Raw genomic sequence first — 26,217 nt, forward strand, 5'->3', positions numbered from 1 at the left:
TTATACTATATTCACCTGAATAATCGGATTAATAGCTACAAAAAAAGGCTATTGATAAGACTTTCTCAACAGCCTGAAAAGATAGCTCAATTTTGAGCTATCTTTCGTTGCTTATTCAAACTTAAGCGCATCCCCATCAAACGATTCATCTGCTACTTTGATGGAATCAGTTGGACAACCTTCTTGTGCGTCAATCATATCTTCTTCTAACTCTTCAGGAATTACTGCTGTTCCTTGGTTATCGTCAAGAATTACAAATGCAATTCCTTCATCATCATAATCATAAATATCTGGTGCTGCTGCGCCACAAGCTCCGCATGCAATACAGGTATCTTTATCAACGATTGTGTACTTTGCCATATTCAAAACCCTCCATTTAACATCCTGTTCCATTTATTACTAGTTTGACAAAACCATATGATTTCTACTGACCTATTGTAAAACGGATTGCCAAACTTTTCAACCAATTTGTTTCATATAGAGAGAAATTTAAACGTGTTCGTCTTATTTATTTACTCATTGTGTACTTTTCAGCCACTTTGTTCACTGGAATTTGTTACAATAAAAATATAGTTATTTAAGGTGGTGAACACGTTTGGAGACAATCAGGCAGGCGATCATTGCCTCTACCATTCAAGCTATTGGATCTGAGAGATCGATCTATGGTATTTTTCATTTACTTAAGGGAAAAAAATCAGCACAAACTATTCAAGATGGAGCTTTTTTTGATGTGCTAACTTATTTTGGATTGTTTCCGACGTTAACTCGTGAAAAGATTGAAAGTGATATTTCCAGTCTCATTTACAATGGTTATGTCGTAAAGGTCGAAAGTGATCGAGTTTGTTTAACCGAAGCAGGTCATAAGAAAATACATAAATTTCAAACAGAACATCCTTATATTAACGATTTACAAGGTTGGGACTATCACCGTTTTTCTGAGCAAGTATGGTTACGATTATCATTATATGTTCAAGTAATTACAAATGTTACAATTGGTCACCACCGTTTCTTTCCAGTTACTCATCAAATTGAAGTTCAAGATTGGGTGAAAAGTCACCTTCCAAAAGAGCAACGGGAAAGAGAAGAATTAGCTCGTCAGTTACATATTGACCTAGAGAGATTTCTTGAAGATTGTTCCGAAGTACAAGCTTTGGTTATGGTTTTACAGCTTAGCGGGAGGCAAAAAGTTGGCATGACGAAACAGCAAATAGCAGACCAGTTGAAACTAAGTATTGAAAAAATTAATATAATCCACTTATCTACGTTGCATCGTTTGATTAGCAAGGTTGAACGTGATGAACACTTTGTACATTTACCTCTATTCATTCAAGGGTTAAAAAGCTCGTTTGTGTTAACTGAATCGGCAAGAGAGACGTATGATCTGCTAGAGGAAGGAAAAACAATTGAGGAAATAAGTCATATACGAAAGTTAAAACGAAATACGATTGAAGATCACATTGTCGAGATTGCCATTCAAAACCCTAGTTTTTCGATCCGACCATACGTTCCTATGGAAGTGGAGGAATCGATTGTGAAAGTATCAAGAAATCTCCAAACAACTCGCTTGCGTGATCTAAAAGAAAGCATCCCATTTGAAGTAGATTATTTTGTTATTCGATTAGCGTTAGTTAGGAAGAAGGTGAAGCATGGATCTTGAGAAATCATTACGACATTATTTTGGGTATACAAGCTTTCGAACTGGACAAAAGGAAGTAATTGAAGCGTTACTTTCTGGAAAGGATATTGTTGCAATGCTCCCAACAGGAACTGGTAAATCAATTTGTTACCAGCTTCCATCCTTGCTTTCATCAGGAGTTACATTAATTGTTTCCCCATTATTATCACTTATGGAAGATCAAGTACAACAACTGCGCAGTAATGGAATTAAATCTGTAGCTGCCATAAATAGCTTTTTGTCAAAAGAAGAACGACATAATGTGTTTTCTACATTACATATGTACAAGATGATCTATGTATCTCCAGAAATGCTTCAAATTCCATACGTTCAAAACCAATTATCGAAAATTCATATTTCATTTTTTGTTGTTGATGAGGCCCATTGTATTTCTCAATGGGGGCATGATTTTCGGCCTGATTATTTACGCTTAGGTCAAGTGAAAAAAGCTCTTGGAAATCCTCCATGTCTTGCAATTACGGCGACAGCAACAAAAGAGGTTCAACAAGATATTAGTGTTAGACTTCAGATGAACGATCCTCGCTATTTAATTAATTCTGTCGACCGTCCATCTATCACGTACCAGGTTGAAACATGTGAAACAAATCAACAAAAAATGAAACGGGTTGAGCAACTTGTGGAATATTTGCAAGGACCAGGAATGATTTACTTTTCTAGCAGAATGTGGGCAGAAAATGTAGCAGCAACATTAAAACGCAAAGGGTTCGGGAGGGTTGCTCATTATCATGGTGGATTGTCAACGGAAGATAGACTTTTAATTCAACAGCAATTTATGAATGGCCAGCTTGATGTCATTTGCTGCACTAGTGCATTCGGTATGGGAATAAATAAAAAAGATATTCGCTACGTTCTACACTTTCATTATCCTGTTGATATGGAATCATACGTTCAAGAAATTGGTCGGGCAGCTAGGGATGGAAAGCCAAGTGTAGCGATTTTACTCTTTTGTGAAGAAGATCGTGGCTTAAATACGCTTTTACTTGAGGGAGAGAGAGCGACGGATGATCAGCTAAATGAGATGCTAAACCACGTGAAAAATGTACGTACATGGACAAAGGAACAAGAGAGAATGATATTGGAGAGGCTTAATGGAAATGAAATCGTTTGGCGTATTGTTCGATATCAATTAGAGACTAGAGGAATCATACAAGGTGACCAAGTACGACCTTTTTCTGTTGATTCCGTCCGTTCTCGCATACGTGAACATGAAGAAGAGAGGTTGAAGAGTAAAAGAAAGAGGCTTGAAACTTTTTTAAGGTGGATACGTACGACCGCCTGTCGAAGAGAGAAACTTCTGTTTTATTTCTCAGAACAACTAGAGAGCAGGCCAAAGAATTGCTGTGATAATTGCGGGGCAACCTTACCAATGTTTAAAAATGAAAAGGAAGATAAGGTAGAAAAAATTGAATCGTGGAGAGTGTTATTAGGCGATTTATTTGGGAGTAGTGTAAAGGTGAATGAAAAAACAAAGTGATGTTGTAGCTGAATTAACTGATCGGGAACTCAAGTTAAATGTTTATGCCACACAAGTGATTTTGCTTATTCTAGCTGGGATTTTAGGTTGGTTTGTATTTGATAACTGGCACGAGTTTATTGGCTTGTTTCAAGTCAATATTGGGCTTATTATAGGAGTAGGCGGGGCAGTTGCCGTTTTCATCGTTTTACTAGATATTATTCTTGAACGTTTGTTACCTAAATCATGGCTTGATGATGGTGGAATTAATGAACGAGTTTTTCGGCATTTATCTCTCCTAGAATTAACAATTCTTTGTCTCGTTATAGCAGTAGCTGAAGAGTTATTATTCCGAGCTGTTTTGCAATCAGCTTTTGGTTTAGTTATTGCTAGTACCCTTTTTGCTTTAATACATTTTCGTTATTTGTATAAACCAGTCCTTTTTTTAAATGTTTGGTTAGTAAGCTTTTTATTAGGAGCGTTGTTTTATTGGACAGGTAATATAATGGTAACGATCTTTGCGCATTTTTTGATTGATTTTTTATTAGGGTTATTTATACGATACCAATACCGTGTAAAGAAGGGGAGTGAGGGAAATGGCTGAAAATTGGAAAGAGCATGATCATGCAGATCCATTACGTGAACAAAAGGAATCGTTTCAACTGAAGTCCGAAAGGGAGGAGCCGCTTCCATCAAGAAGTGAAATACATCGAAAAAGGTCTAGAAAAAAGAAAAAAACAACAACACTTTCGTTTCCTCTTATCAGGGTGTTATTAGTTTTGTTTTTTATGCTAATCATTGCAGCAGTCACTTCTCCTTACTGGCTCTTATAGAGGAAAAGAATTTATCGCTTCTTTCGTGCGTTCTTTTTATTCTAAAACATGTCCATCTTTCATACTAATGGTATAGGGGAGGTGGGGATGAATGAAGCTATTTAAAGAATGGAATGTTAGAAAATACTATGGGCCAGAAATTGTTAAAGTGATGTTAGAAGAGCTTGTTGCGAGGAAAGAAAAGCTTGAGAAGTTTGAGAAAGCGAAAATGTATTGGTCTATATTTGCTATGGGGTGTGCAGCATTATTCCTTTTGTTCGGGTCTGCATCATTGAGTAGACAACAGATGTCGTTGAATACAAATATATTAAGCGCAATGGTAGGTCATCCTCTTATATTATTATTAATGCTTCTTCTTTCAGTTGGTTTCATTCAATTGCGTTTATTTGTAAAAAAGGCAAAAAAGGCAGAAAAAGAATTTGATGAATTACGTGAAGAAATTATTGATCGAAGTTCGGAACTTTGGGAAAAGGATTCAGATTGGAAATCGCGAGAAGCGCTTTATTCCTATATAAAAAAAGAACATAATATCAATCTTTATCATAAATAAGAAGGGGTTATCCGAAAAAGGTAAATTTGGACCTTTTTCGGATAACCCCTAAATAATGAGTGGAAGTCATTGAAATAATGTTTGTGGCTATTTTAGACAGCCCCTTTCTCCTTATAAATCAAGAGCATTCACACTTTTGATTTTTTTAAAGCAGGCTTACCAAAAAAAAGGTAGGTAGAACGACAAAAATCATGATCACGTATGAGAATTTTTTGGTCATCGAATCCTTTTATAGGGCCAAAAGCTAGCGTTTTTCCTTGTTTAGAGCAGAAAACTTCAACAGGAAGCCCTAAACGGTGATTTAATTCAAGGTCTTGGTTTGTTACGAGCGATTTATTTGTTAGTTTTGTTAATATCAAGCCTATCACTCCTTGGTGAGAGAAATTTTATCACACGATGAAAGCGTTTCCTTTTTACTCTTACCTTTAGTATAGAATAAGTTTACTAAATTTTCAATTTATTTGTTGGTTTTTCTAACAATTAATTCAAACGTTGAATGGACACTAATACTCCCTTAGTGAGTTGTCAACCTTATTTTGTGACAAAACGGAAATTTCTTCAATTTGTCACAAAGTTATTTCTAAAGGTTTTCTTATTTATGCTACTATTTATATAGTGTAAATGCGAAAAAAGAAAATGAGTTACTTAAGCAGGGGAGTGAAGCGAAAAATGACAGCAGTACAACTTGTTGCAATTCTTAGCATTGGTCTTTTGGCTATGGCTTCGGCTGTTGCAATGGCAATTTATATGATGAAAGTATCCGAGCATTCTGAATAAGTTGGTCAAGAAGGAGAGACAATGAGTCTCTCTTTTTTTATGGGGTTACCCCAAAATGTCAAAAACAGACCTTTTAGGGTAACCATTTTTATATTTTCATATAGTAATTTGGGGAAAGTGCCAACATTCTGGTTTTCTTTTCAGGGTGCGAAGAGTACAATAGAATGATAAGGAGGGGTGTTCGTTGATAGATAAGTTGTTAACTAGATTAGAAGAATTATACCCAGAAATGGTTGATTTACGACGAATGCTGCACGCAGAACCTGAATTATCGTTTCAAGAGGAGAAAACACCTGAAATGATTGCCGATTACCTTGAACGTTTAGGTGTGGTTGTGAAAAGAAACGTTGGTGGTCGAGGGGTATTAGGCTACATACATGGAGGAAAGCCAGGAAAAACCGTTGCGTTACGAGCAGATTTTGATGCATTGCCGATCCATGAGGAAACAGGATTACCATTTGCATCGAAACGCCCAGGTGTCATGCATGCATGTGGACACGATGGTCATACCGCTACTTTACTTGTGCTTGCAAAAGTATTAATGGAACAGCATGAACAAATAGAAGGCACGATTGTTTTAATTCATCAATTCGCAGAGGAACTTGCCCCGGGTGGAGCAATTGAAATGATTAAGGATGGTTGTTTGAATGGTGTGGATGCGATATTTGGTACACACCTTTGGTCAACGATGCCGCTTGGCCAAATTGGATATCGTCAAGGGCCTATCATGGCTGCTGCAGATCGATTTGATCTTGTTATCCGTGGTCGAGGAGGTCATGGAGCTAGCCCTCATGAGACGGTTGATTCAATTGCTGTAGCCGCTAGCATTGTTAGTCAATTACAGCACATCGTAAGTAGAAATATTAATCCTTTAAAATCAGCCGTTGTTAGCATCGGATCGTTTCATGCAGGTGGAGCGTTCAATGTGATTGCTGATTCAGCGACAATTGTTGGTACAGTTCGAACATTTGATGAAACGGTACAAGAACTTATTATTGAACGTATCGAACAAATAACGAAAGGAATTTGTCAGGCGATGGGGGCGGATTATACGTTAGACTATAAAAAAGGGTATCCTGCCGTCGTTAATGATGAACAAGAGACAAATCATTTTGTTCATGTAGCAAACCAAATAGAACAAGACTTTGTTGTTCATGAAATGGACCCTGTTATGGGTGGAGAGGATTTTGCATATTATCTTCAACATGTACCAGGCACGTTCTTTTTTACAGGAGCAGGAAATGAAGAAAACGGAATTATTTATCCTCATCATCACCCGAAATTTGATTTTGATGAGAAAGCGATGCTTATTGCAGCTAAATGTTTAGGGAAAGTAGCACTTGACTTTTTAAGTCGTACTGTACAAGTAAAAGGAAAAGAAGAACTACCTTCCTAAACATTAAAACATGTAAAAGGGTGTCTCAAAAGTACTGAACAGAGATACAATGGCTCTGTTCACTACATGCAGTCAAGTGTGTAATCCACTCGTCTCAAGACTTCTAATAAATATAGCGACTTCGCTCATTGCTTCGGGAGTGTCTTAAAAGGTCAAAAGCAGACCTTTTGAGATACTCCTTATTTTTTTGAAATCGTCTACTATATAGGGGATAATCGTCAAACAAGTCGTCTCTTTAGAAATGTTTTGCATATAATGTAAAAGGAGGTGGCTTTATGCTTGCAATATGGATTTATAAGAGATTTTTGTTGCTTATTGCGGCATATGGTGGAGTGTTGGTAGCATTAAGTTTGTTCCCAAGAGTGCCTGTTTGGTCGCTGTCATCATTTCTAGGAGAAGTGTTATTTTCTCCATTAAAATTATTATTTGCTGTGTTTCTGTTTATAGTAGGTTTTCTTGCATATTCATTATTTGTCAGGGATGTCATCATCATATGGAAGACAAGTTATTCCGTTCCTTTCCACATTCCCCGAATGTTCTTTGTAGTTGCTGCCTTTCTAACTTGGATTCATTTATTCTTTTATAATGGCATTGCAGCCTTTATCGTCTTAGGCTTGGCTTTGTGGTATGGTATTATGGATGTTGGATTAATTAGATAATGAAAAGGAGAAATGAAGGTGTTTCGTTCTTGGAAATGAGAGGAATCACATTATTTTTAGTTGTAGTAGCATTACTGATCCTATTATTTTATATGGCATTTGAAGCAAAGAGAAATCGAATCAGAAAGCAAACTATCACTTTTAGTTCGCTTCCAAAGGCATTCGATGGTTATCGGCTCTTTTTTATTAGTGATATACATAGAAGAGTCATTTCACAATCTCTTCTGCAAAAAATAGCTAAAGAAACCGATATCATTATTATTGGTGGGGACTTGTGTGAAAAAAGAGTCCCGTTAGCACGAATAGAAACGAATTTAAAACATTTATCAAAGATTGCACCGTGTTTATTTATTTGGGGAAATAATGATGAAGAAGTCGGTGTTCATAATTTACGCAGGATGTTTAAGAAACATGGTATTATCGAGTTAAGTAATGGTATGGAGTTTATTCAAAAGGGTGATGATAAACTAATTATTGCTAGTGTCAATGATGTTGAACATGATATACCATTAGAGCACTACTTTATTCCAAGGGAGCCATTTTCAATCTTGGTTTGTCATTTTCCTGAAGTGACAGAGATTCTTAAGCCGAATCATCCGTTTTCATTAATATTAAGTGGCCATACCCATGGTGGTCAGATTAGGTTATTTGGGTGGGGGATAGCTAAAAAGGGCCAATGGATTAAAACTGATTCTTACAAACAGCTAATTAGTAATGGTTATGGGACCACAGGTCTACCGTTAAGACTAGGTGCACCTTGTGAAACTCATTTGATTACGTTAACGAGAGAAGAAGTTAGCTGAAACTTTTAAATAATATAATTATAAGGATGTACAAATTGGGAGTAATTTCCTAAGTGCATCCTCCTTTTGTTTTACACGAAAGTATGTTTTCGCTATACTAAATGGATAATTAGTTCGATGTTGTGTTCATTCAACTATGGAAAGTGTTTGTGGATCTAGGAGGAAAGAATATGGCTTCAAAAGAAGGGAAGTATAACATCAAGGCGATCTCAAAAATGCTTGGAATCCAAGCGGGAACGTTACGAGCGTGGGAACGGCGCTATCACATAATTGAGCCTGTTCGAAATACAGCGGGGCATAGACTCTATTCAGATGAACATGTCGCTATTTTAAAATGGCTAATTGACAAGGTCAATAAAGGTTTTACAATTGGACAAGCTGTTGATCTTTTTGAAAAAAGTTATGTTACGGTGGAGCCTACTGAATCGATGTACGAGAATGATTACTCTATTCGGCTTGCTGATGATATTTTAGGAGCCCTATTATCTTTTCAGGAGAACAAGGCGAATCAACTGTTGAATCAAGCATTTAGTTTGTTTAGTATCGATAAAGTAACAATTGATATACTTGGTGCATTACTTGTTAAAGTAGGGAGTAAGTGGGAAAACAATGAAATTACTGTAGCGCATGAACATTTTGTAACTTCCTATTTACGTACAAGAATTGGCATGGTCTTTCATGGGATGCCAATAGATGCGTTTAAACCAAACGTCGTGTGTGTATGTGGGCCCAATGAGACCCACGAGTTAGGGCTACTAATTTTTACGTTATTTTTAAGACGTAAAGGTTTTGAAGTAGTATATCTAGGTGCAGGGATTCCAGAATCAGATCTTGAAGTAGTTATTCGTGAGGTAGAAGCCGAATTATTTTTTACATCGTGTACAATGGAGCAAAACCTTGATTCCACATTAAAAGTTATTGATGAGTTGCAAACACGTTTCTCTCATTTAATTATCGGAGCAGGTGGTTCTGCCTTTGACAGTATTGGAGTTGAACAAAAGTCTACATATCAAAATAATATTTTAGGGAATACACGAGAGGATTGGGAAATTTGGTTGAAAAATAACTTGTAAAATCGTAAATAATGGTCATGTGTATCGAACCTTCTTTTCTGTTTTCTCATATTGTGTAGTAAGACGATTTTGACGGAACGAGCAGTGGGAATAGGTGTTCGTAAAAAGGAGGGTTTCAAATGCGTCTTGAGCGTTTAAATACAAACAAATTCAAAGCATTCCTAACCTTTGATGATATGCGTGAAAGAGGATTAACGAAAGAAGACTTATGGCAAGACTTGCCGAAAGTTCATGATTTATTTCGTGATATGATTCTAGAGGCAGATGATGAACTTGGTTTTAAAGTAGATGGACCTATTGCCGTAGAAGTCTACGCAATGCCTGCGCAAGGAATGGTCATTATCGTTTCGAAAAGTACATCAGATGAAGATTTTGATGAAGAAGGATTTGAAGAAGGATATATTGAAATGCAAGTAACCCTTGATGAAACGGAAGATATCTTCTATGAATTTGCTGATATTGAGGATGTGATTGCTCTATCTTCTAGGCTTTTCCCTTTCGGAATACAGGGTGGATCACTTTATTCATATAAGGACCAATATTTCATCAAATTTGAAGAGTTTGATGTCGATTTTGTCGATGAGGAAACATTTGTTGCGTTGCTTGCTGAGTTCGGAAACCCATCAACCGTTTCTTCTTATGTCGTTGAGGAATATGGAAAACGACTCATTAAATACGATTCTATTCGAGAGCTTTACGGAACATTTATTAATAAATAAGAACTGATAATTTCGTTGTCAGTTCTTTTTTTGTGAATAGGAAATAATGGCAAGTTTTTTTTGGAATTCTTTAAAGAAAAGTTATATTTTAGCTGGAAAAGTTAGGGCTGTTTCATTATAGTAAGAAGTGATAAAAAGCTTTAATTCCATTATTGAGGTGAAAAAGGAATGGCAGAAAATAAACAGCAAGCAGAACAATTAGACGTGCTTGCAGCGACACAAAGTGTCATTAAAAAGGCGTTGGACAAGCTTGGTTATCCAGATGAAATGTATGAATTGATGAAAGAACCGATTCGTATGTTAACCGTTCGAATTCCTGTTAAAATGGATGACGGTTCAACTAATATTTTCACTGGGTACAGAGCACAGCATAATGATTCGGTTGGTCCAACAAAAGGTGGTGTCAGATTTCACCCGAGTGTAACAGAAAAAGAGGTGAAAGCTCTTTCTATTTGGATGAGTCTAAAAGCCGGCATCGTCGATCTTCCTTATGGTGGTGGGAAGGGAGGAATTATTTGTGACCCACGAGAAATGTCTTTCCGTGAACTTGAGCGTATCAGTCGTGGATATGTTCGTGCAATTAGTCAAATCGTAGGTCCTACGAAGGATATTCCCGCACCTGATGTTTTTACAAATTCTCAAATTATGGCTTGGATGCTTGATGAATATAGTCGCATTCGTGAATTTGACTCTCCTGGTTTTATAACAGGGAAGCCACTTGTTCTTGGGGGGTCCCACGGCAGGGAATCGGCAACGGCTAAAGGAGTGACAATTTGCATTCGTGAAGCGGCTAAGAAAAAAGGAATTGATTTAGATGGAGCTCGCGTTGTTATACAAGGTTTCGGAAATGCGGGGAGTTTCTTAGCGAAATTTATGCATGATGCAGGTGCATTAGTTGTTGGGATCTCTGATGCTTATGGTGGCCTATATGATCCCGATGGCTTAGATATTGATTACCTATTAGATCGTCGTGATAGTTTTGGTACGGTTACAAAGCTTTTTAGAGATACGATCTCCAATCAAGAATTGCTTGAATTGGATTGTGATATATTAGTGCCGGCGGCAATTGAAAATCAAATTACGGAAGCAAATGCGGACCGAATTAAAGCATCGATTGTCGTAGAAGCTGCCAATGGACCGACAACAATGGAAGCAACACGTATTTTAACCGAGCGTGATGTTCTACTCGTGCCAGATGTTCTTGCAAGCGCCGGTGGAGTAACAGTTTCGTATTTTGAATGGGTTCAAAACAATCAAGGATACTATTGGACAGAAGATGAAGTAGAAGGAAAGTTAGAAGCCGTTATGGTTGGTTCTTTTGAGAATATATATAATTTAGCTAGAGTTCGGAAAGTAGATATGCGTCTTGCCGCTTACATGATCGGAGTACGTAAGATGGCTGAAGCATCAAGGTTCCGTGGATGGGTGTAATTAAATAAAGGATAAAAAGGGAGACTCAGAAAGATCAAATGTGCCTACATATTAATAGTTTGGGCATTTTGTGAGTTTCCCTATTTGATTTATGAAGAGAAGGTGAAACATATGATAAGGGAAGAGATCGTTATAGTAGGTGGTGGACCTTGTGGGCTTGCAGCAGCTATTGCTTGTATGGAACAAGGATTCAGTCCAATTGTTATTGAGAAGGATAATGTCGTTAGTGCCATTCATCGGTATCCAACACACCAAACGTTTTTTAGTACGAGTGAAAAGTTGGAGATAGGTGGTGTGCCATTTGTCATTGAAGAACGAAAACCTAGAAGAAACCAAGCGCTTGTCTATTACAGAGAAGTGGTTAAAAGGAAAAATATACGCGTAAGAGCATATGAACACGTTGAAAATGTTCAAAAGCAAAAAGAAGGTCATTTTTACATAAAAACGTCAAAGGAAGAATACATAGCTGATCATGTAATTATTGCTACAGGCTACTATGATTCTCCAAATATGATGAACATACCAGGGGAAGACCAAAGCCACGTCCTCCATTATTTCAAGGAAGCTCATCCTTATTTTGATATGGATGTTGTTGTGATTGGAGGTAAGAATTCTGCTGTAGATGCAGCATTAGAGCTAGAAAAGGCAGGGGCTCGAGTGACGAATTTGTACCGTGGTAGTGAATATTCTACTAGTGTTAAGCCTTGGATCCTACCAGAATTTGAGTCGCTTGTTCGTCATGAAAAAATAAACATGGTGTTTAACGCAGAGGTCGTAGAAATTACAGATAATGAAGTTGTCTATCAAGTAGGAGAAAAGGTAGAAAGGGTGCCTGCGCAATTTGTCTTTGCGATGACCGGTTATCATCCAGACCATTCGTTTTTAAGAGAAATGGGGGTTCTTGTTGACCGAGCAAGTGGACGACCACATTTTAATCCTGATTCGATGGAAACAAACGTAGAAGGATTATATATTGCAGGTGTCATTGCTGCTGGAAATAATGCGAATGAAATCTTCATTGAAAATGGACGTTTTCACGGTGCGCAGATTGCTAACTCTATTCAAAGTAAGAAAAAATAGAAAAGAGGCAGTCACATAGGTCATTCTTTGCCCTTTTATGACTGCCTTTTCGAAGGTCGTTACCTGACCTATTTGAGACTTTGTATCATAGATTGACAAATCATACATTAAAAATGAGTGCTATGGATTATTTATAAAAAAGCTCCTGAATCGTTGAGTGATCCGTCGATTGTTCTAAAACAGCCATAAGTTTCAGTCTTGCCTTTTGACCGTTTAAGCCATTTGTAAAAATAACGCCGATTTCTTTTAATGTACGACCACCGCCTTCGTAAGCATAAGTATCTTGGACGACGCCGTTGAAACAACGAGATACAAGGACTACCGGAATGTTTCGAGCGATCAATGACTTTAGTGCAGGCATAATGGTTGGAGGGACATTCCCTTGACCGAATGCTTCAATAACTAACCCATCAATGTGAGTGTTTGCAACGGCTTCGATAATTGTTTCGTCCATGCCAGCAAAGGTCTTTAACAAAGCTACTTTTTTCGTCATTTGTGTAACAGGATGGCAATCACGTTTCGTTAATGTATGGTGAAAAAACACCCCTCGTTTCGTAACAATTCCGATTGGGCCGTATTGAGGGCTTTGGAATGTCGCAATATTACTTGAATGAGTTTTCGTTACATTTTTTGCTGTGTGAATTTCGTCATTCAAGACAACGAGAACTCCTTTTCCTCGGGCCTCGTCACTTGCTGCCACTCTTACTGATGCAATTAGATTATGTGGACCATCCGCACCAAGCTCATTACTAGAGCGCATCGCTCCAGTAATAATCACAGGAGTATCCCAGTCAAGAATAAGGTCTAGTAAATAGGCTGTTTCTTCTAGGGTGTCCGTCCCATGCGTCACAACTATGCCATCTAATTGATCTTCTTTCACACGCTCTTTTAACCTTTTTGCTAAATCAACCATTAAACTAGGTGTCATGTGAGGAGAAGGTAGATTTAAGTAATCATCCACAATCACGGAGGCAATGGTTGATAGCGATTCAATAGTGGAATATAATGGGTTTATTAAGTTTGGTTGAACGGCACCATGTTCATTTTCTTGCATGGCAATGGTGCCACCAGTATGTAAAACAAGAATTTTCTTCAAAAAGGTCACCCCAATATCGCAATGTTTTGCATAATTATATTATTTTATCATATAAGTTTTCGTTTGAGTAATGAATTGTAACGCAAGGGGAAAGGATTGGCGAATTGTTTGCACTTATTACAGCAGCAATAGCTCCAGGAATGGCATTATTATCATATTTTTATTTGCGAAATCATTATAGTTCAAATACGGTTTCGCTTGTTTTTCGAACGTTTTTAATTGGAGTGTTACTTGTATTTCCTGTTATGGTTTTACAATATGCATTCACGACGGAAGGGTATTTTACCCATCCATTTACAAGAGCCTTCTTTTTGTATGGGTTCGTGGAAGAATTCTTCAAATGGTTTTTACTTTGGGTTTTTGTGTATCAACATGCGACCTTTGCGAGACGCTATGATGGAATCGTCTATGGCGCCTCTCTCTCATTAGGATTTGCAACATTAGAAAATGTTTTTTATTTAATAGCTAACGGCTTAGAAACAGCCTTTATCCGAGCTTTATTGCCCGTGTCTAGTCACGCTTTGTACGGTGTTATCATGGGGTATTATCTTGGAAGAGCAAAAGTAGAAGAAGATAAAAGGGTGAAACATTTGACGTTTTCGTTAAGTTTGCCTATTATTTTACACGGCGTCTATGATTTTATATTGCTTTTTTTCGGCATGTATTTCTTAGTTGCATTAATTCCGTTTATGTTTTTTCTGTGGTGGGTAGCGTTAAAAAAGGTGAAACGAGCTAACCAATTAGACGTATAAGATCGTTGAATTTAATAAGTAAAGGGTGATCAATATGGCTGAAGGACGTTATCGTGTTGTGATTCGTTGTCCAGTTTGTAGTGAAAAATATATTCTACGTGGGAGTAGAAATGAAAAAGGTGAATATGAAACAGGCTTCAAGCGTTGTGTCTGTGGAAATGAAGAAAACTTAAATATTGATGCTTCCTTAGAATAAAAAAATTAATACTTAATATGTAGCGATCGTTGCTGTTGTGCTTTTTTCTAATAATTTAATCTACTTGCAGGGAAAATTTCTCTTGCAAAAGTTCGAAATTTGTTGTAATTTTGATTAAATGAAAAATATGAATAATTGATTTTCTTATCAAGAGAGACGGAGGGACTGGCCCAAAGATGTCTCAGCAACCAGCCGATTTCGGTCAGGTGCTAAATCCATCAAGTCGACGGCTTGAAAGATAAGGAGAGGCGATTGATAACACAACCACCTTCTTCTTATTTAAAATAGAAGGTGGTTTTTAATATTTATTGAATGAAAAAAATTGTGGAGGGCTTATAAATGAACCGTGAGAAACTTGAGACAATATTAGTACAAATTGGAAATCGTTCCGATAATCCAACAGGGACCATTAATACACCTGTGTATTTTTCAACTGCTTACAGGCACACCGGAATTGGGGAGTCGACAGGATATGATTACGCAAGGACAGGCAATCCAACTAGAGAGGTCGTAGAAAAAGCGATAGCGGAGTTAGAAGAGGGGGACCGAGGTTTTGCTTGCAGCTCGGGAATGGCAGCCATTCAAACGGTTCTGTCTCTTTTTGAACAAGGAGATGAAATTTTAGCATCACAAGACTTGTATGGAGGAACCTATCGTTTATTTGAACAAGGATGGAATCGTTGGGGCTTAACTTTCTCTTTTGCCGACCCTCGTAACCTTGAACAGTTTGAAAGCTGTATTACAGATAAAACAAAGGCATTATTTATAGAAACACCGACGAACCCATTAATGCAAGAAGCATCGGTAGTTGATCTAGCTAAAATAGCCAAAAAATACGGAATTTTATTAATTGTTGATAATACGTTTTATACCCCGCTTCTGCAACAACCGCTAGTGGACGGTGCAGATATTGTTATACATAGCGCGTCTAAATATTTAGGTGGCCACAATGATGTTATCGCTGGGTTAATTGCTGCAAAAGGAGAAGAGCTTTGTGAGCGAATTGGTTATTACCATAACGGGATTGGAGCAATCTTGTCAGCTTTCGATTCATATCAATTAATTAGAGGGATGAAAACTCTAGCCCTTCGAATGGATAAACATCAAGAAAATGCGAAAGCCATCGTAAAATATTTAGAGGCGCAAGAAGGTGTAATAGACGTCCTATATCCTGGAAAAGGTGGAATGATATCTTTTCGTATATTAAAAGAAGACTGGGTTAACCCATTTTTACAGCAGTTGAAACTCGTCTCGTTTGCAGAGAGTTTAGGTGGGGTTGAGAGTTTGATGACGTATCCTGCTACGCAAACGCATATGGACATTCCTGAAGATATTCGGATAGCAAATGGTGTTTGCAATCGCTTGTTACGTTTTTCTGTTGGTATTGAGCGAGCTGAGGATTTAATTGCTGATCTTGATCAAGCATTCCGTCACGTGAAAGAGAGGGAGAATGAATGAGTTTTCTAGAACAACTAGCATCAAAAGTCTTAATAGGAGATGGAGCAATGGGAACGTTGCTATACGAGCAAGGCGTCGACCAATGTTTTGAAGAAGTGAACGTAAAAAATCCAGAGATCATTCTAAATGCACATAAGAGATACGTCTTGGCTGGAGCTGATGTAATTCAGTCTAATACGTACGCTGCGAACAAACTGAAACTAGAAAAATATGGGCTAGAAAAAGAGGTTCGCTCTATCAATCGTTCAGGTGTTCGTCTTGCGAAAGAAGCTTCTAGTGAAAATACATTTGTTCTAGGAACTGTTGGGGGGATTAGACGGTTTCAATTAGAAGAATGGAACCTTGACGAGATAGAGGAAGCCTTCAAAGAGCAATTAAATGAACTATTAACAGAAGGCGTTGACGGCCTTTTATTAGAAACGTTTTACGATTTGGAAGAAGCAAAGATGGCTGCAAACCTTGCACGAAAATTAACAGATTCGCCTATAGTGGTAAATCTGTCACTCGGAGAAGTAGGTGTGATGAATGGCGGGATTGCCGTTTCTGATGCGTTTGAACAACTGACAGCTATAGGTGCTGATGTGGTTGGATTAAATTGTCGGACAGGTCCGTTTCATATGCTTCGTTCATTTGAAACGATTGCGTTACCGAAAAAGGGGTTTTTATCTGCGTACCCAAATGCAAGCTTACCTGATTATCGTGATGGGCGTGTTTTCTATCAATCGAATGCAGATTATTTTCAAGATATGGGAGAGAAGTTTATTAAGCAGGGGGTTCGTTTATTAGGAGGGTGTTGTGGTACGACGCCTGAGCATATTGAAGCATTTGCTAAGGTGAGAGAAACGACAGAACCGATTACTAGTAAAACGATCAGGCCTTTAGCTAGGATTATGCGGGAATCGATTGAAATCCCACGAAAAGAAAAGCCGCTTCCAGAAATTGTGAAAGAACGAAAGTCTGTAATTGTTGAGTTAGATCCCCCTAAAAAGTTAAGTACAAAGCGGTTTATGGAAGGCGCTAAAGCACTTAAGGAAGCGGGAGTAGATGCTGTTACGATGGCTGATAATTCGCTTGCCTCCCCACGAGTCGATAATTTAGCTCTTGGTGCAATGATTAAAGAACAGGTAGGTGCAAGACCGCTTGTCCATGTTACTTGCCGGGATAGAAATTTGATTGGATTACAGTCTCATTTAATGGGTCTACATGCATTAGGCATTGATGATGTCTTGGCGATTACAGGAGATCCGACGAAAATTGGCGATTTTCCTGGAGCGACATCCGTTTATGATGTAAGTTCCTTTCAACTTATTTCATTTTTGAAGCAGCTGAATGAAGGAATTTCTTTTTCTGGAAAGGAATTGGGGCAGAAAGCGAATTTCTCTGTCGGTGCAGCGTTTAATCCAAATGTGAGACATTTAGATAAAGCTGTAAAGAGAATGGAGAAAAAGATTGAAAGTGGAGCAGATTACTTTATGACCCAACCAATTTACAGCATTGAACAAATGGAATCCTTGGCGAATGAGACGAAACATATAAAAGAACCTATCTATATCGGGATTATGCCATTAACAGGTACGAGAAATGCTGAATTTCTTCATAATGAGGTGCCAGGTATTAAATTAACAGATGAAATTCGAGCTGCGATGGCTGCATGTGGAGATGACAAAGAAGCCGCTGCGGCTGAAGGGATACAAATTGCGCGATCACTGATTGACGCAGCTTTGCAATATTTCAATGGAATTTATTTAATTACTCCGTTTATGCGTTATGAAATGACAGTCGAGTTAACAAAATATATTGAAGCAAGGAAACCAATTATTCAAGGAAGTAAGTAATTTAGAAGCATGCGGGAATAGAAAGGACGGACATATGGTTAAGTCTTTGTTTGAACAACAGCTAGAAAAGAAAATTCTAATCCTAGACGGTGCAATGGGGACAATGTTGCAACAAGCTGAACTAACAGCAGAGGATTTTGGTGGAGAAGAATATGAAGGATGTAATGAATATTTAAATGAAACAGCTCCTCATGTCATTGAAAACATACATCGAGCTTATTTAAAAGCAGGGGCCGACATCATCGAAACGAATACATTCGGCTCGACAGATATTGTATTAGACGATTATGATCTTGGCTATAAAGCAGAAGAATTAAGTCGCTTGGCAACAGCCATTGCAAAAAAAGTAGCGGATGAATTCTCAACACCTGAGTGGCCACGTTTCGTTGCTGGTGCGATGGGGCCGACAACGAAGTCACTTTCTGTAACAGGCGGTGTAACGTTTGACAAACTAGTTGAATCTTATCATGAGCAAGCACGCGGAATTATCCGTGGTGGAGCCGATATTATGCTGTTAGAAACTAGTCAAGATATGCGAAATGTCAAGGCGGGTTATTTAGGGATTGAACGAGCATTTGAAGAACTCAATGTAGTTCTGCCGATCTTTATTTCAGGTACGATTGAACCAATGGGGACAACTTTAGCCGGTCAAAACATTGAAGCATTTTATTTGTCATTAGAACATATGAATCCAGCTGTTGTAGGCTTGAATTGTGCGACAGGGCCGGAATTTATGCGAGATCATATTCGTTCATTATCTGAACTTGCAACTACGTATGTAAGTTGTTATCCAAATGCCGGTTTACCTGATGAAGAAGGACATTACCATGAGTCTCCTGAATCGCTGGCGACGAAATTACGTGGATTTGCAGAAAAGGGCTGGCTTAATGTCGTTGGGGGCTGTTGTGGTACGACACCAGATCATATCCGTGCAATGGTAGAGGCAACAAAAGACTTTGAGCCACGAACGTTTCATGAATCACATCCACATGCCGTTTCAGGGATTGAACCCCTCATTTATGATGAGAGTATGCGTCCATTATTTGTCGGAGAACGTACCAACGTAATTGGATCTAGAAAGTTCAAGCGTTTAATTGCTGAAGGGAAGTTTGAAGAAGCTTCAGAGATTGCAAGGGCGCAAGTGAAAAAAGGTGCTCACGTTATTGATGCTTGTTTAGCAGACCCAGACCGCGATGAATTAGAAGATATGGAAAACTTCCTTCAATATCTTGTCAATAAAGTAAAAGTTCCTTTAATGATTGATTCTACAGATGAAAAAGTTATCGAAAAGGCGTTAACCTATTCGCAAGGGAAGGCGATTATTAATTCAATTAACTTAGAAGATGGCGAAGAACGATTCGAGGCTGTTATTCCGATTGTTAAAAAATACGGTGCAGCAGTTGTAGTCGGAACAATTGATGAGGATGGAATGGCTGTTACAGCTGAGAAGAAATTAGAAGTGGCAAAGCGTTCTCATGATTTACTTGTTCATAAATATGGGCTTAAGCCAGAGGATATCATCTTTGATCCACTCGTTTTCCCTGTTGGTACAGGGGATGAACAGTACATTGGCTCAGCAAATGCTACAGTTGAAGGAATTAGGCTAATTAAAGAAGCTCTTCCTAAGTGTTTAACAATTTTAGGTGTGAGTAATGTTTCTTTTGGATTACCACCAGTAGGTCGTGAAGTGTTAAACGCGGTATATTTGTATCATTGTACGCACGCGGGACTTGATTACGCAATTGTAAATACTGAAAAGTTAGAAAGGTATGCTTCCATTTCCGATGAAGAGAAAGAAATGGCTAGTAAGTTATTGTTTGAAACAACAGATGAAACTCTTGCTGAATTTACCGCTTTTTATCGTGGAAAGAAAGTAGAGAAAAAGGTTGATACATCAAACTTAACACTTGAAGAACGGTTAGCTTCTTACATTGTTGAAGGAACAAAGGAAGGGCTCATAGAAGATTTGAATCAAGCACTGGAGGCTTACCCTGATCCATTAGATATTATAAATGGGCCGCTAATGACGGGAATGGACGAAGTCGGTAGATTGTTTAACAATAATGAACTGATTGTAGCAGAAGTCCTACAAAGTGCGGAAGTAATGAAAGCATCAGTTGCTCATCTTGAGCCATATATGGAACAGAAAGAAAACGACAATGGAAAAGGAAAGATTCTTCTAGCAACCGTAAAAGGTGATGTTCATGACATTGGTAAGAATTTAGTTGAAATTATTTTAGGAAATAATGGGTTTAAAATCGTTAACTTAGGTATTAAAGTAACGTCAAATGAATTAATTGAGGCTATAAAAAAGGAAAATCCGGATGCTGTTGGTTTATCTGGTCTGCTTGTAAAATCAGCTCAGCAAATGGTCTTAACCGCACAAGATTTACGTCAGCAAGATATTTCGATTCCGATCCTTGTCGGGGGAGCGGCGCTTACAAGAAAGTTCACGGATACAAAAATTGCAGCTGAATATGATGGTCTCGTCCTATATGCAAAAGATGCGATGAATGGATTAGAAATTGCTAATCGACTGGCAAAACCAGACGAACGTGAACGACTTGCTGCTGAGTTAGCGGAAGCAAGAGCAAAAAAAGATGCAGTGCGCCCGGCTGAAAGAAAATCGGTACAAGATCGCCCAGTAGATGAGTTTGTTCAATCTGATGTTAAAAAGAACGGACCTATTTTTACACCTACTGATTTGGATCCACACATTTTACGTGACTACAAGCTCTCTCATTTAGAACCGTATATTAATATGCAAATGCTACTTGGCCGTCATCTTGGTCTTCAAGGAAAAGTAAGTAGACTACTTGCGGAAAAAGATGAGAGAGCTGTTGAATTGAAGGAACGGGTGGATGAATTTTTAAATCAAGCAAAGAAAAATCAAGTCATCAAGGCGCATGGAATGTATCAATTTTTCCCTGCACAAGCTGATGGAAATGATATTATTATTTATGATCCAAAAGATCAGAAGACTGAAATTGAACGATTCACATTCCCTCGCCAAAACCATAAGCCATTCCTTTGTCTAGCTGACTACTTGCGTCCAGTATCAAGTGGGGAAATGGATTATGTTGGGTTTCTTGCGGTTACAGCAGGGCATGGCGTACGTGAATTAGCCGACCAAGCTAAGCGAGATGGCGATTACCTTTACAGTCATTTAATTCAGGCTGCTGCATTAGAAATAGCGGAAGGATTTGCTGAAAGACTTCATCAACAAATGCGTGATAGAATGGGCTTTCCGGACTCAGCCGATATGACGATGGATGAACGTTTTGCCGCCAAGTATCAAGGGGTTCGTGTTTCATTTGGCTATCCTGCTTGTCCGAATCTTGAAGATCAAGAGAAATTATTTAAGTTATTGCAACCAGAAAAAATCGGAATTCAATTAACGGAAGGTCACATGATGGAGCCGGAAGCTTCAGTTACAGCAATGGTATTTGCCCATCCTGAAGGTCGTTATTTTAATGTATTAGGATAAAACAAATAAAAAAGTAGAGGTTATCCCAGAGGTCAAAAATAGACCTTTTGGATAACCTCTTTTTGTTATAAATCTTGTCTCTTCAAGGCTTTAAAGGAGATGTTTAGGAAGAAGATTGGTAAGAATTTGATAAGAAATTGTATAAAACTAGGTCGAAAACAAACACTATCCATATCAATCATGACCAAGTCATGAAACAGATACCACGAACACAAGGAGGTCTACAACATGAAACGTAATCTGTTTTCATTCAAGATTCCACTTATCATGACATTCATTTGTATTGGGTTAATTGTGAATACATCACCCACTTATGCATTTACTGACCAAGTAATTCAAAGAGGGGCAACGGGTGATGATGTTGTTGAATTGCAAGCAAGACTTCAGTACAACGGTTTTTATACTGGAACCATTAATGGTGTGTACGATTGGGGAACTTATTGGGCCGTTCGTAACTTTCAGAGTGAATTTGGTCTAGATGTGGATGGATTAGTAGGACCACAAATGAAAGATATGTTAGAACGTGCAACAAATTACAACGAAGAGTTTGTGAAAAAAGCATTAAATGAGGGGCGTAAATTTACTCACTACGGCGGTACACCGAAGGAGATACAAAAAGGTCCTAAAGGTAGCAGAGATGGTGCACAGCCACAACAACCGCAGCCAGAAGCAGGTGAAGCACAGCCGCAGCAACCGCAGCCAGGAGCAGGTGAAGCACAGCCGCAGCAACCGCAGCCAGGAGCAGGTGAAGCACAGCCGCAGCAACCACAGCCAGGAGCGGACCCAGCACCAGCACCTCAACCGGATCCTGAACCAGCTGCACCAGAAGAGCCAGTGCCATATGCTGAAGAGCCAGAAGTACAGGATAATGAAGCAAATATACAAAAAGCAACGAATGTACCAGCAGGGTATTCAGAAAACGATATTCGTATTATGGCCCAAGCAGTTTATGGTGAAGCGCGTGGTGAACCATATGTAGGCCAAGTAGCTGTAGCTGCAGTAATTATTAACCGTATTAATAGTCCGACCTTCCCAAATACAGCATCCGGTGTTATTTTTGAACCTCGTGCATTTACAGCTGTAGCGGATGGACAGATCTATTTGGAGCCAAATGAGACAGCTCGTCGTGCTGTTATTGATGCAATTAATGGACAGGACCCATCAGGAAATGCACTGTATTATTTTAATCCAGATACAGCGACATCTGGTTGGATTTGGACGAGACCACAAATTAAACGAATCGGCAAGCATATATTCTGTCATTAATTTTTGGAGGTGATTATTTATGGTACGTAATATTATTATAGGTCTATTAGCTGTTGCCGTTGTTGCAACAGGGATTTGGGGCTTTCAAGAACGTGAAGATAAGCAAATTTTAAAAGTAACTGCAGAGAACAATTACCAAAGGGCATTCCATGAACTTGCTTTTCATATTGACCAAATTGAAGATCAATTAGGTGCGACACTTGCGATGAACTCACGGCGTCAGCTAACTCCAGCGTTAGCAGACGTTTGGAGAATTGTAAGTTTAGCACAAGAGAATATTGGTCAACTACCATTAAGTTCAGTAGATCTGGGAAAAACGGAAGAGTTTTTGTATAAGCTCGGAAGATTTAGCTATCGAACATCGATCCGTGATTTGGAAAAAGAACCTTTAACGGATAAAGAATATGAAACTTTAGAGAAGTTGTATGACTATTCGAAGGAGATTCGTGAAGAAGTTCGTAAATCACAAGCAATGATGCTTGCTAATGGTGATCAATGGTTAGATATTGAAGAAGAAATGCGTGCGACTCAAGAACCATTAAGTAACATGGTTGTGAAAAATCTAGAAGTTATGAACAAATCAATCCAAAGTTATAGTGAAACTGAATGGGGAGCAGGATTAGCTTCCATTGATGATCTAAATGGAGAATTAAAAGAAGCATTAGATGGTGATCCTGTAACAAAAGAAGAGGCAGAAGAAATTGCACGCAAATACCTGCAAATAAATGAGAATACACCAGTTCATGTGGCTGATACAGGGAACGGCTTAGAGTACCCAGCGTATACAATTGTTGCTGACGACCCTGATCATGAGACAAATTATTATATGGATATGAGTGTAAATGGAGGAGAACCAATTTGGTTCTTACAAGACCGCCAAATTGAAGAGCAAAATATTAGCTTAAATGAGGCGGTGGAAATTGCAGAAGAATATCTAGAAGAACATGGTAAAGAGAGCATGCAACTTGTCGATAGTAGACAATATGATTCTATTGCTATGCTTGAGTTTGTTCATCTAGAGGATAACGTTCGTGTTTATACGGATTTGATTCGCATTGAAATTGCCCTTGATGATGGAGATGTAGTTGGGTATGAAGCAAAAAGTTATTTAATCCATCATAAAGACCGTGATATACCAGATCCAAAGCTGACAAACGAAGAGGCAAGAGACCGCTTGAATCCTCGTTTAGATGTAATGGAAGATCATTTAGCTGTCGTTGAGAATGATCTAGGGCAAGAAGTGCTTTGCTATGAATATTATGGGGTCATTGAAGACCAAACGTATCGCTTGTTTATTAATGCAGAGGATGGGGAAGAAGAAAAAGTTGATCGACTAAATCAATCTGAACCTGTATACGATTTTTCTTAAAAATAGAAAAAGAAGGAAAGAAGAAGCATCTCACGCTTCTTCTTTTTGATTATTCATGAGATAATGGATAGAGTTTATATAAGTAGGAGGAAGTCAGGAGATTGATTAAAGTTGGTTCTACCAGCTTCATAGAGTTACAAGAAGTAAAAGACTTTAAAAAAAGATTGTTGAGGTATAAATGTCGCTTAGTAGATAAAAAAGATGGGATATATGTCATTGACTACCCGATAAATGAAGAGACAGGTAAACCTAGTTTCTTTTTTGATGGTACGGAATTTCGAGCGTTTTTTATTGCTACTGATGATTCCCGGGATGTTTGCATTTGATACTGAAATTGTTGGAGGGATGAAAGGGAACATCCCGGTCCTTTCTATTAAAGACCTTGGAAACGAAAAGTACATGAGGATACAAAGACGAAATTATGTGCGCGTAGAAACATCCGTCGATACGGCTGTACATCCTGTCAAAAGTGAATTTCATCCGTTCACAACGGTTACCCTTGATTTGAGTGGTGGAGGCTGTGCAATGATCATTCCTGAAGGGCAAACGTTTCCTGAAAAAGGAGAGGTTAATCTTTATCTTATTTTGCATATGCAATCAGGTGATAGTGTTTATGTAAAAGTGTTATGTAAGATCGTGCGCGTACATAGGCCAAAAGCAGAAGCAAAAAGACGTGCATCCTTACAATTTCTTAATATAGATGAACGAGATCAACAAAAGGTGGTTCGTTATTGTTTTGAAAGGCAACTTACACTACGAAGAAAATCTGAAGATTTATAACGGTTATCTTAAAAACTAGTGTAATTAAGCTACAAGTAACCGATTTTTTCTAGTTTATAACTGATAATTCGCAACCTTTAGTTAGACCGTGATGTAAGAATATGATAAGATTATGGAGAGAACAATTGGAAAAATACAGAGATGTAAACACTTTCAATTGTTTGATTGTATATGAGGTGTATTAGTAATGAACAAAAAGATGAATATTGCTATTGATGGTCCTGCTGGCGCAGGAAAAAGTACTGTTGCGAAATTAGTCGCAGAACAGCTGAGTTATCTCTATATTGATACTGGTGCAATGTATCGCGCTCTTACATTAGCAGCATTACGAGAAGGGATAGATCTTCAACATGGTCCTGCCTTAACTGAAATTTTAAGTAAGACAACCATTCACCTTCAACATGAACAAAGTGGTGTTCGTGTATTATTAAATAATGAAGATGTGACAGAAGCGATTAGAATGAAAGATGTAACTTCAAATGTGTCATTAGTTTCAAGTCATGAAGGTGTTCGATTAGAGATGGTTGAACGTCAGAGGAAACTTGCGGAAAAAGGCGGAGCCGTGCTAGATGGCAGGGATATTGGTACGTATGTTCTTCCTGATGCCAAAGTTAAAGTGTTTTTAACTGCTTCTGTGGATGAGCGAGCTAGAAGACGTTATGAAGAACAAAAAGAAAAAGGAATACCTGCTGATTTTGATCAATTAAAAGAAGAAATTGCCCGTCGGGATCAATTGGATTCAACACGAGAATTTGCTCCATTAAAAAAGGCAGATGATGCAGTTGAGATTGATTCAACTTCACTTTCAATTCCAGAAGTTGCAAAGTCAATAATTGAGCTAGCAAAAGAAAGGGCAAAATAAGATGGGAATTTATCAATTTGGTCAAAGTGTAAGCAGAATATTTCTCTCAACTTCTTATAAAGTTGAGATAATCGGAAAAGAAAACATCCCTGATACTGGGGCAACGATTCTTTGTTGCAATCATATCCATAATTTTGATCCACCTCTTCTAGGAGCCTATATTCAGAGACAGTTGCATTACATGGCAAAACAAGAATTATTCGAAAAGCCTATATTAAAAGGGTTGCTACCTAAATTAGGTGCGTTTCCTGTACGAAGAGGAATGAGCGATAAGCAAGCGATACGTACAGCCATGAAATTATTAAAAGAAGGCAAGATGATAGGCTTATTTCCAGAAGGAACGAGAAGCAAGAATGGCAAATTAGGAAAAGGTTTAACAGGAGCTGGATTTTTTGCTCTTAGAACAGATGCAGTTGTTATTCCATGTGCCATTATTGGCCCATATCGAACGTTCAAATCGTTAAAGTTAGTATATGGAACACCTATTGATTTTAGTGAATTGCGGGAGCGTAAGGCATCTGCTGAAGAAGCAACGGAAGTTATCATGACTGAAATCAAAAAGTTAATAGAAGAACATGAATTGAAATCATAGTAATCACTTTTCTTTCGCTAGCGTGAAAGATAGTTAAAATAATAGTTAGATACC

Annotated in this window: 26 protein-coding genes and 1 riboswitch; of the genes, 23 read left to right on the top strand and 3 right to left on the bottom strand. The window is 38.2% G+C overall.

Annotated elements, in window-relative coordinates:
* Window positions 1–111: 111 nt before the first annotated feature.
* Entirely contained in the window at window positions 112–360 is a 249-nt protein-coding gene (locus SAY88_RS05545; RefSeq protein WP_250094804.1) for a ferredoxin, read from the bottom strand.
* Window positions 361–595: 235 nt separating this feature from the next.
* On the opposite strand from SAY88_RS05545, the gene SAY88_RS05550 reads away from it, so the two are divergent.
* The 5 genes from SAY88_RS05550 (at window position 596) to SAY88_RS05570 (ending at window position 4,532) form a co-directional block, all read left to right on the top strand.
* Complete coding sequence (locus SAY88_RS05550; protein ID WP_332630046.1) at window positions 596–1,657, top strand: YpbB family protein; 1,062 nt, start codon at window positions 596–598, stop codon at window positions 1,655–1,657.
* Entirely contained in the window at window positions 1,647–3,170 is a 1,524-nt protein-coding gene (locus SAY88_RS05555) for a RecQ family ATP-dependent DNA helicase (RefSeq protein WP_332630048.1), read from the top strand. The genes SAY88_RS05550 and SAY88_RS05555 overlap by 11 nt, the downstream gene beginning before the upstream one ends.
* Window positions 3,154–3,753 carry a CPBP family intramembrane glutamic endopeptidase gene (locus tag SAY88_RS05560; RefSeq protein WP_332630049.1) on the top strand — a complete coding sequence of 200 codons (600 nt, stop codon included), beginning with the start codon at window positions 3,154–3,156 and terminating at the stop codon, window positions 3,751–3,753. Before SAY88_RS05555 ends, SAY88_RS05560 begins: the two co-directional genes overlap by 17 nt.
* Window positions 3,746–3,982 (top strand): hypothetical protein, encoded by a 237-nt coding sequence (locus tag SAY88_RS05565; RefSeq protein WP_332630050.1) that lies wholly within the window; start codon window positions 3,746–3,748, stop codon window positions 3,980–3,982. The genes SAY88_RS05560 and SAY88_RS05565 overlap by 8 nt, the downstream gene beginning before the upstream one ends.
* A gap of 91 nt (window positions 3,983–4,073) precedes the next feature.
* Entirely contained in the window at window positions 4,074–4,532 is a 459-nt protein-coding gene (locus SAY88_RS05570; RefSeq protein WP_332630051.1) for a DUF2663 family protein, read from the top strand.
* A 128-nt stretch (window positions 4,533–4,660) separates the two neighbouring features.
* On the opposite strand, the gene SAY88_RS05575 is transcribed toward SAY88_RS05570, so the two are convergent.
* Entirely contained in the window at window positions 4,661–4,891 is a 231-nt protein-coding gene (locus tag SAY88_RS05575) for a hypothetical protein (protein WP_250094810.1), read from the bottom strand.
* A 602-nt stretch (window positions 4,892–5,493) separates the two neighbouring features.
* On the opposite strand from SAY88_RS05575, the gene SAY88_RS05580 reads away from it, so the two are divergent.
* The 7 genes from SAY88_RS05580 (at window position 5,494) to SAY88_RS05610 (ending at window position 12,470) form a co-directional block, all read left to right on the top strand.
* Window positions 5,494–6,705, top strand: coding sequence for a M20 family metallopeptidase (locus SAY88_RS05580; RefSeq protein ID WP_332630053.1), 1,212 nt, complete (start codon window positions 5,494–5,496; stop codon window positions 6,703–6,705).
* Between the two features lie 275 nt (window positions 6,706–6,980).
* Entirely contained in the window at window positions 6,981–7,364 is a 384-nt protein-coding gene (locus SAY88_RS05585; protein ID WP_332630054.1) for a hypothetical protein, read from the top strand.
* Window positions 7,365–7,399: 35 nt separating this feature from the next.
* Window positions 7,400–8,167 carry a metallophosphoesterase gene (locus SAY88_RS05590; protein ID WP_332630308.1) on the top strand — a complete coding sequence of 256 codons (768 nt, stop codon included), beginning with the start codon at window positions 7,400–7,402 and terminating at the stop codon, window positions 8,165–8,167.
* Window positions 8,168–8,337: 170 nt separating this feature from the next.
* Window positions 8,338–9,240 (top strand): MerR family transcriptional regulator, encoded by a 903-nt coding sequence (locus SAY88_RS05595; RefSeq protein ID WP_332630055.1) that lies wholly within the window; start codon window positions 8,338–8,340, stop codon window positions 9,238–9,240.
* A 119-nt stretch (window positions 9,241–9,359) separates the two neighbouring features.
* A complete protein-coding gene (locus SAY88_RS05600; RefSeq protein WP_332630057.1) occupies window positions 9,360–9,959 on the top strand; it encodes a genetic competence negative regulator in 600 nt (199 codons plus the stop codon).
* A gap of 168 nt (window positions 9,960–10,127) precedes the next feature.
* Window positions 10,128–11,390: a Glu/Leu/Phe/Val family dehydrogenase gene (locus SAY88_RS05605; protein ID WP_332630059.1), complete on the top strand. Its 1,263-nt coding sequence runs from the start codon at window positions 10,128–10,130 to the stop codon at window positions 11,388–11,390.
* 111 nt (window positions 11,391–11,501) lie between these two features.
* A complete protein-coding gene (locus SAY88_RS05610) occupies window positions 11,502–12,470 on the top strand; it encodes a YpdA family putative bacillithiol disulfide reductase (RefSeq protein ID WP_332630060.1) in 969 nt (322 codons plus the stop codon).
* 127 nt (window positions 12,471–12,597) lie between these two features.
* On the opposite strand, the gene SAY88_RS05615 is transcribed toward SAY88_RS05610, so the two are convergent.
* A complete protein-coding gene (locus SAY88_RS05615) occupies window positions 12,598–13,566 on the bottom strand; it encodes an asparaginase (protein ID WP_332630061.1) in 969 nt (322 codons plus the stop codon).
* 104 nt (window positions 13,567–13,670) lie between these two features.
* Here SAY88_RS05615 and prsW point away from each other — a divergent pair, with 104 nt between their 5' ends.
* The 11 genes from prsW (at window position 13,671) to SAY88_RS05670 (ending at window position 26,163) form a co-directional block, all read left to right on the top strand.
* Window positions 13,671–14,318, top strand: coding sequence for a glutamic-type intramembrane protease PrsW (prsW, locus tag SAY88_RS05620; protein ID WP_332630062.1), 648 nt, complete (start codon window positions 13,671–13,673; stop codon window positions 14,316–14,318).
* Between the two features lie 34 nt (window positions 14,319–14,352).
* Window positions 14,353–14,514, top strand: a complete 162-nt coding sequence (locus SAY88_RS05625) for a hypothetical protein (protein ID WP_250094818.1) — start codon at window positions 14,353–14,355, stop codon at window positions 14,512–14,514.
* Window positions 14,515–14,655: 141 nt separating this feature from the next.
* A riboswitch (SAM riboswitch) is annotated at window positions 14,656–14,759 on the top strand.
* A gap of 94 nt (window positions 14,760–14,853) precedes the next feature.
* Window positions 14,854–15,972, top strand: coding sequence for a methionine biosynthesis PLP-dependent protein (locus SAY88_RS05630; RefSeq protein WP_332630065.1), 1,119 nt, complete (start codon window positions 14,854–14,856; stop codon window positions 15,970–15,972).
* Window positions 15,969–17,807, top strand: coding sequence for a bifunctional homocysteine S-methyltransferase/methylenetetrahydrofolate reductase (locus SAY88_RS05635; RefSeq protein ID WP_332630066.1), 1,839 nt, complete (start codon window positions 15,969–15,971; stop codon window positions 17,805–17,807). The genes SAY88_RS05630 and SAY88_RS05635 overlap by 4 nt, the downstream gene beginning before the upstream one ends.
* A gap of 34 nt (window positions 17,808–17,841) precedes the next feature.
* The gene (gene metH / locus SAY88_RS05640) at window positions 17,842–21,294 is read left to right on the top strand and encodes a methionine synthase (RefSeq protein WP_332630068.1); all 3,453 of its coding nucleotides are present in this window, start codon (window positions 17,842–17,844) and stop codon (window positions 21,292–21,294) included.
* 228 nt (window positions 21,295–21,522) lie between these two features.
* Complete coding sequence (gene sleB, locus SAY88_RS05645) at window positions 21,523–22,560, top strand: spore cortex-lytic enzyme (RefSeq protein WP_431308842.1); 1,038 nt, start codon at window positions 21,523–21,525, stop codon at window positions 22,558–22,560.
* A gap of 19 nt (window positions 22,561–22,579) precedes the next feature.
* Complete coding sequence (gene ypeB / locus SAY88_RS05650) at window positions 22,580–23,929, top strand: germination protein YpeB (RefSeq protein ID WP_332630070.1); 1,350 nt, start codon at window positions 22,580–22,582, stop codon at window positions 23,927–23,929.
* 101 nt (window positions 23,930–24,030) lie between these two features.
* Window positions 24,031–24,255 (top strand): flagellar brake domain-containing protein, encoded by a 225-nt coding sequence (locus SAY88_RS05655; protein ID WP_332630072.1) that lies wholly within the window; start codon window positions 24,031–24,033, stop codon window positions 24,253–24,255.
* Complete coding sequence (locus SAY88_RS05660; protein WP_332630073.1) at window positions 24,242–24,709, top strand: flagellar brake protein; 468 nt, start codon at window positions 24,242–24,244, stop codon at window positions 24,707–24,709. Before SAY88_RS05655 ends, SAY88_RS05660 begins: the two co-directional genes overlap by 14 nt.
* A gap of 187 nt (window positions 24,710–24,896) precedes the next feature.
* Window positions 24,897–25,571, top strand: a complete 675-nt coding sequence (cmk, locus tag SAY88_RS05665) for a (d)CMP kinase (RefSeq protein ID WP_332630075.1) — start codon at window positions 24,897–24,899, stop codon at window positions 25,569–25,571.
* Window position 25,572: 1 nt separating this feature from the next.
* The gene (locus SAY88_RS05670) at window positions 25,573–26,163 is read left to right on the top strand and encodes a lysophospholipid acyltransferase family protein (protein ID WP_332630077.1); all 591 of its coding nucleotides are present in this window, start codon (window positions 25,573–25,575) and stop codon (window positions 26,161–26,163) included.
* The last annotated feature ends 54 nt before the right edge of the window (window positions 26,164–26,217 follow it).

The organism is Halalkalibacter flavus (genome assembly GCF_036663575.1).
Classification (GTDB): domain Bacteria; phylum Bacillota; class Bacilli; order Bacillales; family Bacillaceae_D; genus Halalkalibacter; species Halalkalibacter flavus.

Bases quoted from the DNA above. Each gene is read 5' to 3' on its own strand.
- SAY88_RS05545 (WP_250094804.1), bottom strand. From the start codon at position 360: ATGGCAAAGTACACAATCGTTGATAAAGATACCTGTATTGCATGCGGA.
- SAY88_RS05555 (WP_332630048.1), top strand. From the start codon at position 1,647: ATGGATCTTGAGAAATCATTACGACATTATTTTGGGTATACAAGCTTT.
- SAY88_RS05560 (WP_332630049.1), top strand. From the start codon at position 3,154: ATGAAAAAACAAAGTGATGTTGTAGCTGAATTAACTGATCGGGAACTC.
- SAY88_RS05565 (WP_332630050.1), top strand. From the start codon at position 3,746: ATGGCTGAAAATTGGAAAGAGCATGATCATGCAGATCCATTACGTGAA.
- SAY88_RS05570 (WP_332630051.1), top strand. From the start codon at position 4,074: ATGAAGCTATTTAAAGAATGGAATGTTAGAAAATACTATGGGCCAGAA.
- SAY88_RS05585 (WP_332630054.1), top strand. From the start codon at position 6,981: ATGCTTGCAATATGGATTTATAAGAGATTTTTGTTGCTTATTGCGGCA.
- SAY88_RS05590 (WP_332630308.1), top strand. From the start codon at position 7,400: ATGAGAGGAATCACATTATTTTTAGTTGTAGTAGCATTACTGATCCTA.
- SAY88_RS05595 (WP_332630055.1), top strand. From the start codon at position 8,338: ATGGCTTCAAAAGAAGGGAAGTATAACATCAAGGCGATCTCAAAAATG.
- SAY88_RS05600 (WP_332630057.1), top strand. From the start codon at position 9,360: ATGCGTCTTGAGCGTTTAAATACAAACAAATTCAAAGCATTCCTAACC.
- SAY88_RS05605 (WP_332630059.1), top strand. From the start codon at position 10,128: ATGGCAGAAAATAAACAGCAAGCAGAACAATTAGACGTGCTTGCAGCG.
- SAY88_RS05610 (WP_332630060.1), top strand. From the start codon at position 11,502: ATGATAAGGGAAGAGATCGTTATAGTAGGTGGTGGACCTTGTGGGCTT.
- SAY88_RS05625 (WP_250094818.1), top strand. From the start codon at position 14,353: ATGGCTGAAGGACGTTATCGTGTTGTGATTCGTTGTCCAGTTTGTAGT.
- SAY88_RS05630 (WP_332630065.1), top strand. From the start codon at position 14,854: ATGAACCGTGAGAAACTTGAGACAATATTAGTACAAATTGGAAATCGT.
- SAY88_RS05635 (WP_332630066.1), top strand. From the start codon at position 15,969: ATGAGTTTTCTAGAACAACTAGCATCAAAAGTCTTAATAGGAGATGGA.
- metH (WP_332630068.1), top strand. From the start codon at position 17,842: ATGGTTAAGTCTTTGTTTGAACAACAGCTAGAAAAGAAAATTCTAATC.
- sleB (WP_431308842.1), top strand. From the start codon at position 21,523: ATGAAACGTAATCTGTTTTCATTCAAGATTCCACTTATCATGACATTC.
- ypeB (WP_332630070.1), top strand. From the start codon at position 22,580: ATGGTACGTAATATTATTATAGGTCTATTAGCTGTTGCCGTTGTTGCA.
- SAY88_RS05660 (WP_332630073.1), top strand. From the start codon at position 24,242: ATGTTTGCATTTGATACTGAAATTGTTGGAGGGATGAAAGGGAACATC.
- cmk (WP_332630075.1), top strand. From the start codon at position 24,897: ATGAACAAAAAGATGAATATTGCTATTGATGGTCCTGCTGGCGCAGGA.
- SAY88_RS05670 (WP_332630077.1), top strand. From the start codon at position 25,573: ATGGGAATTTATCAATTTGGTCAAAGTGTAAGCAGAATATTTCTCTCA.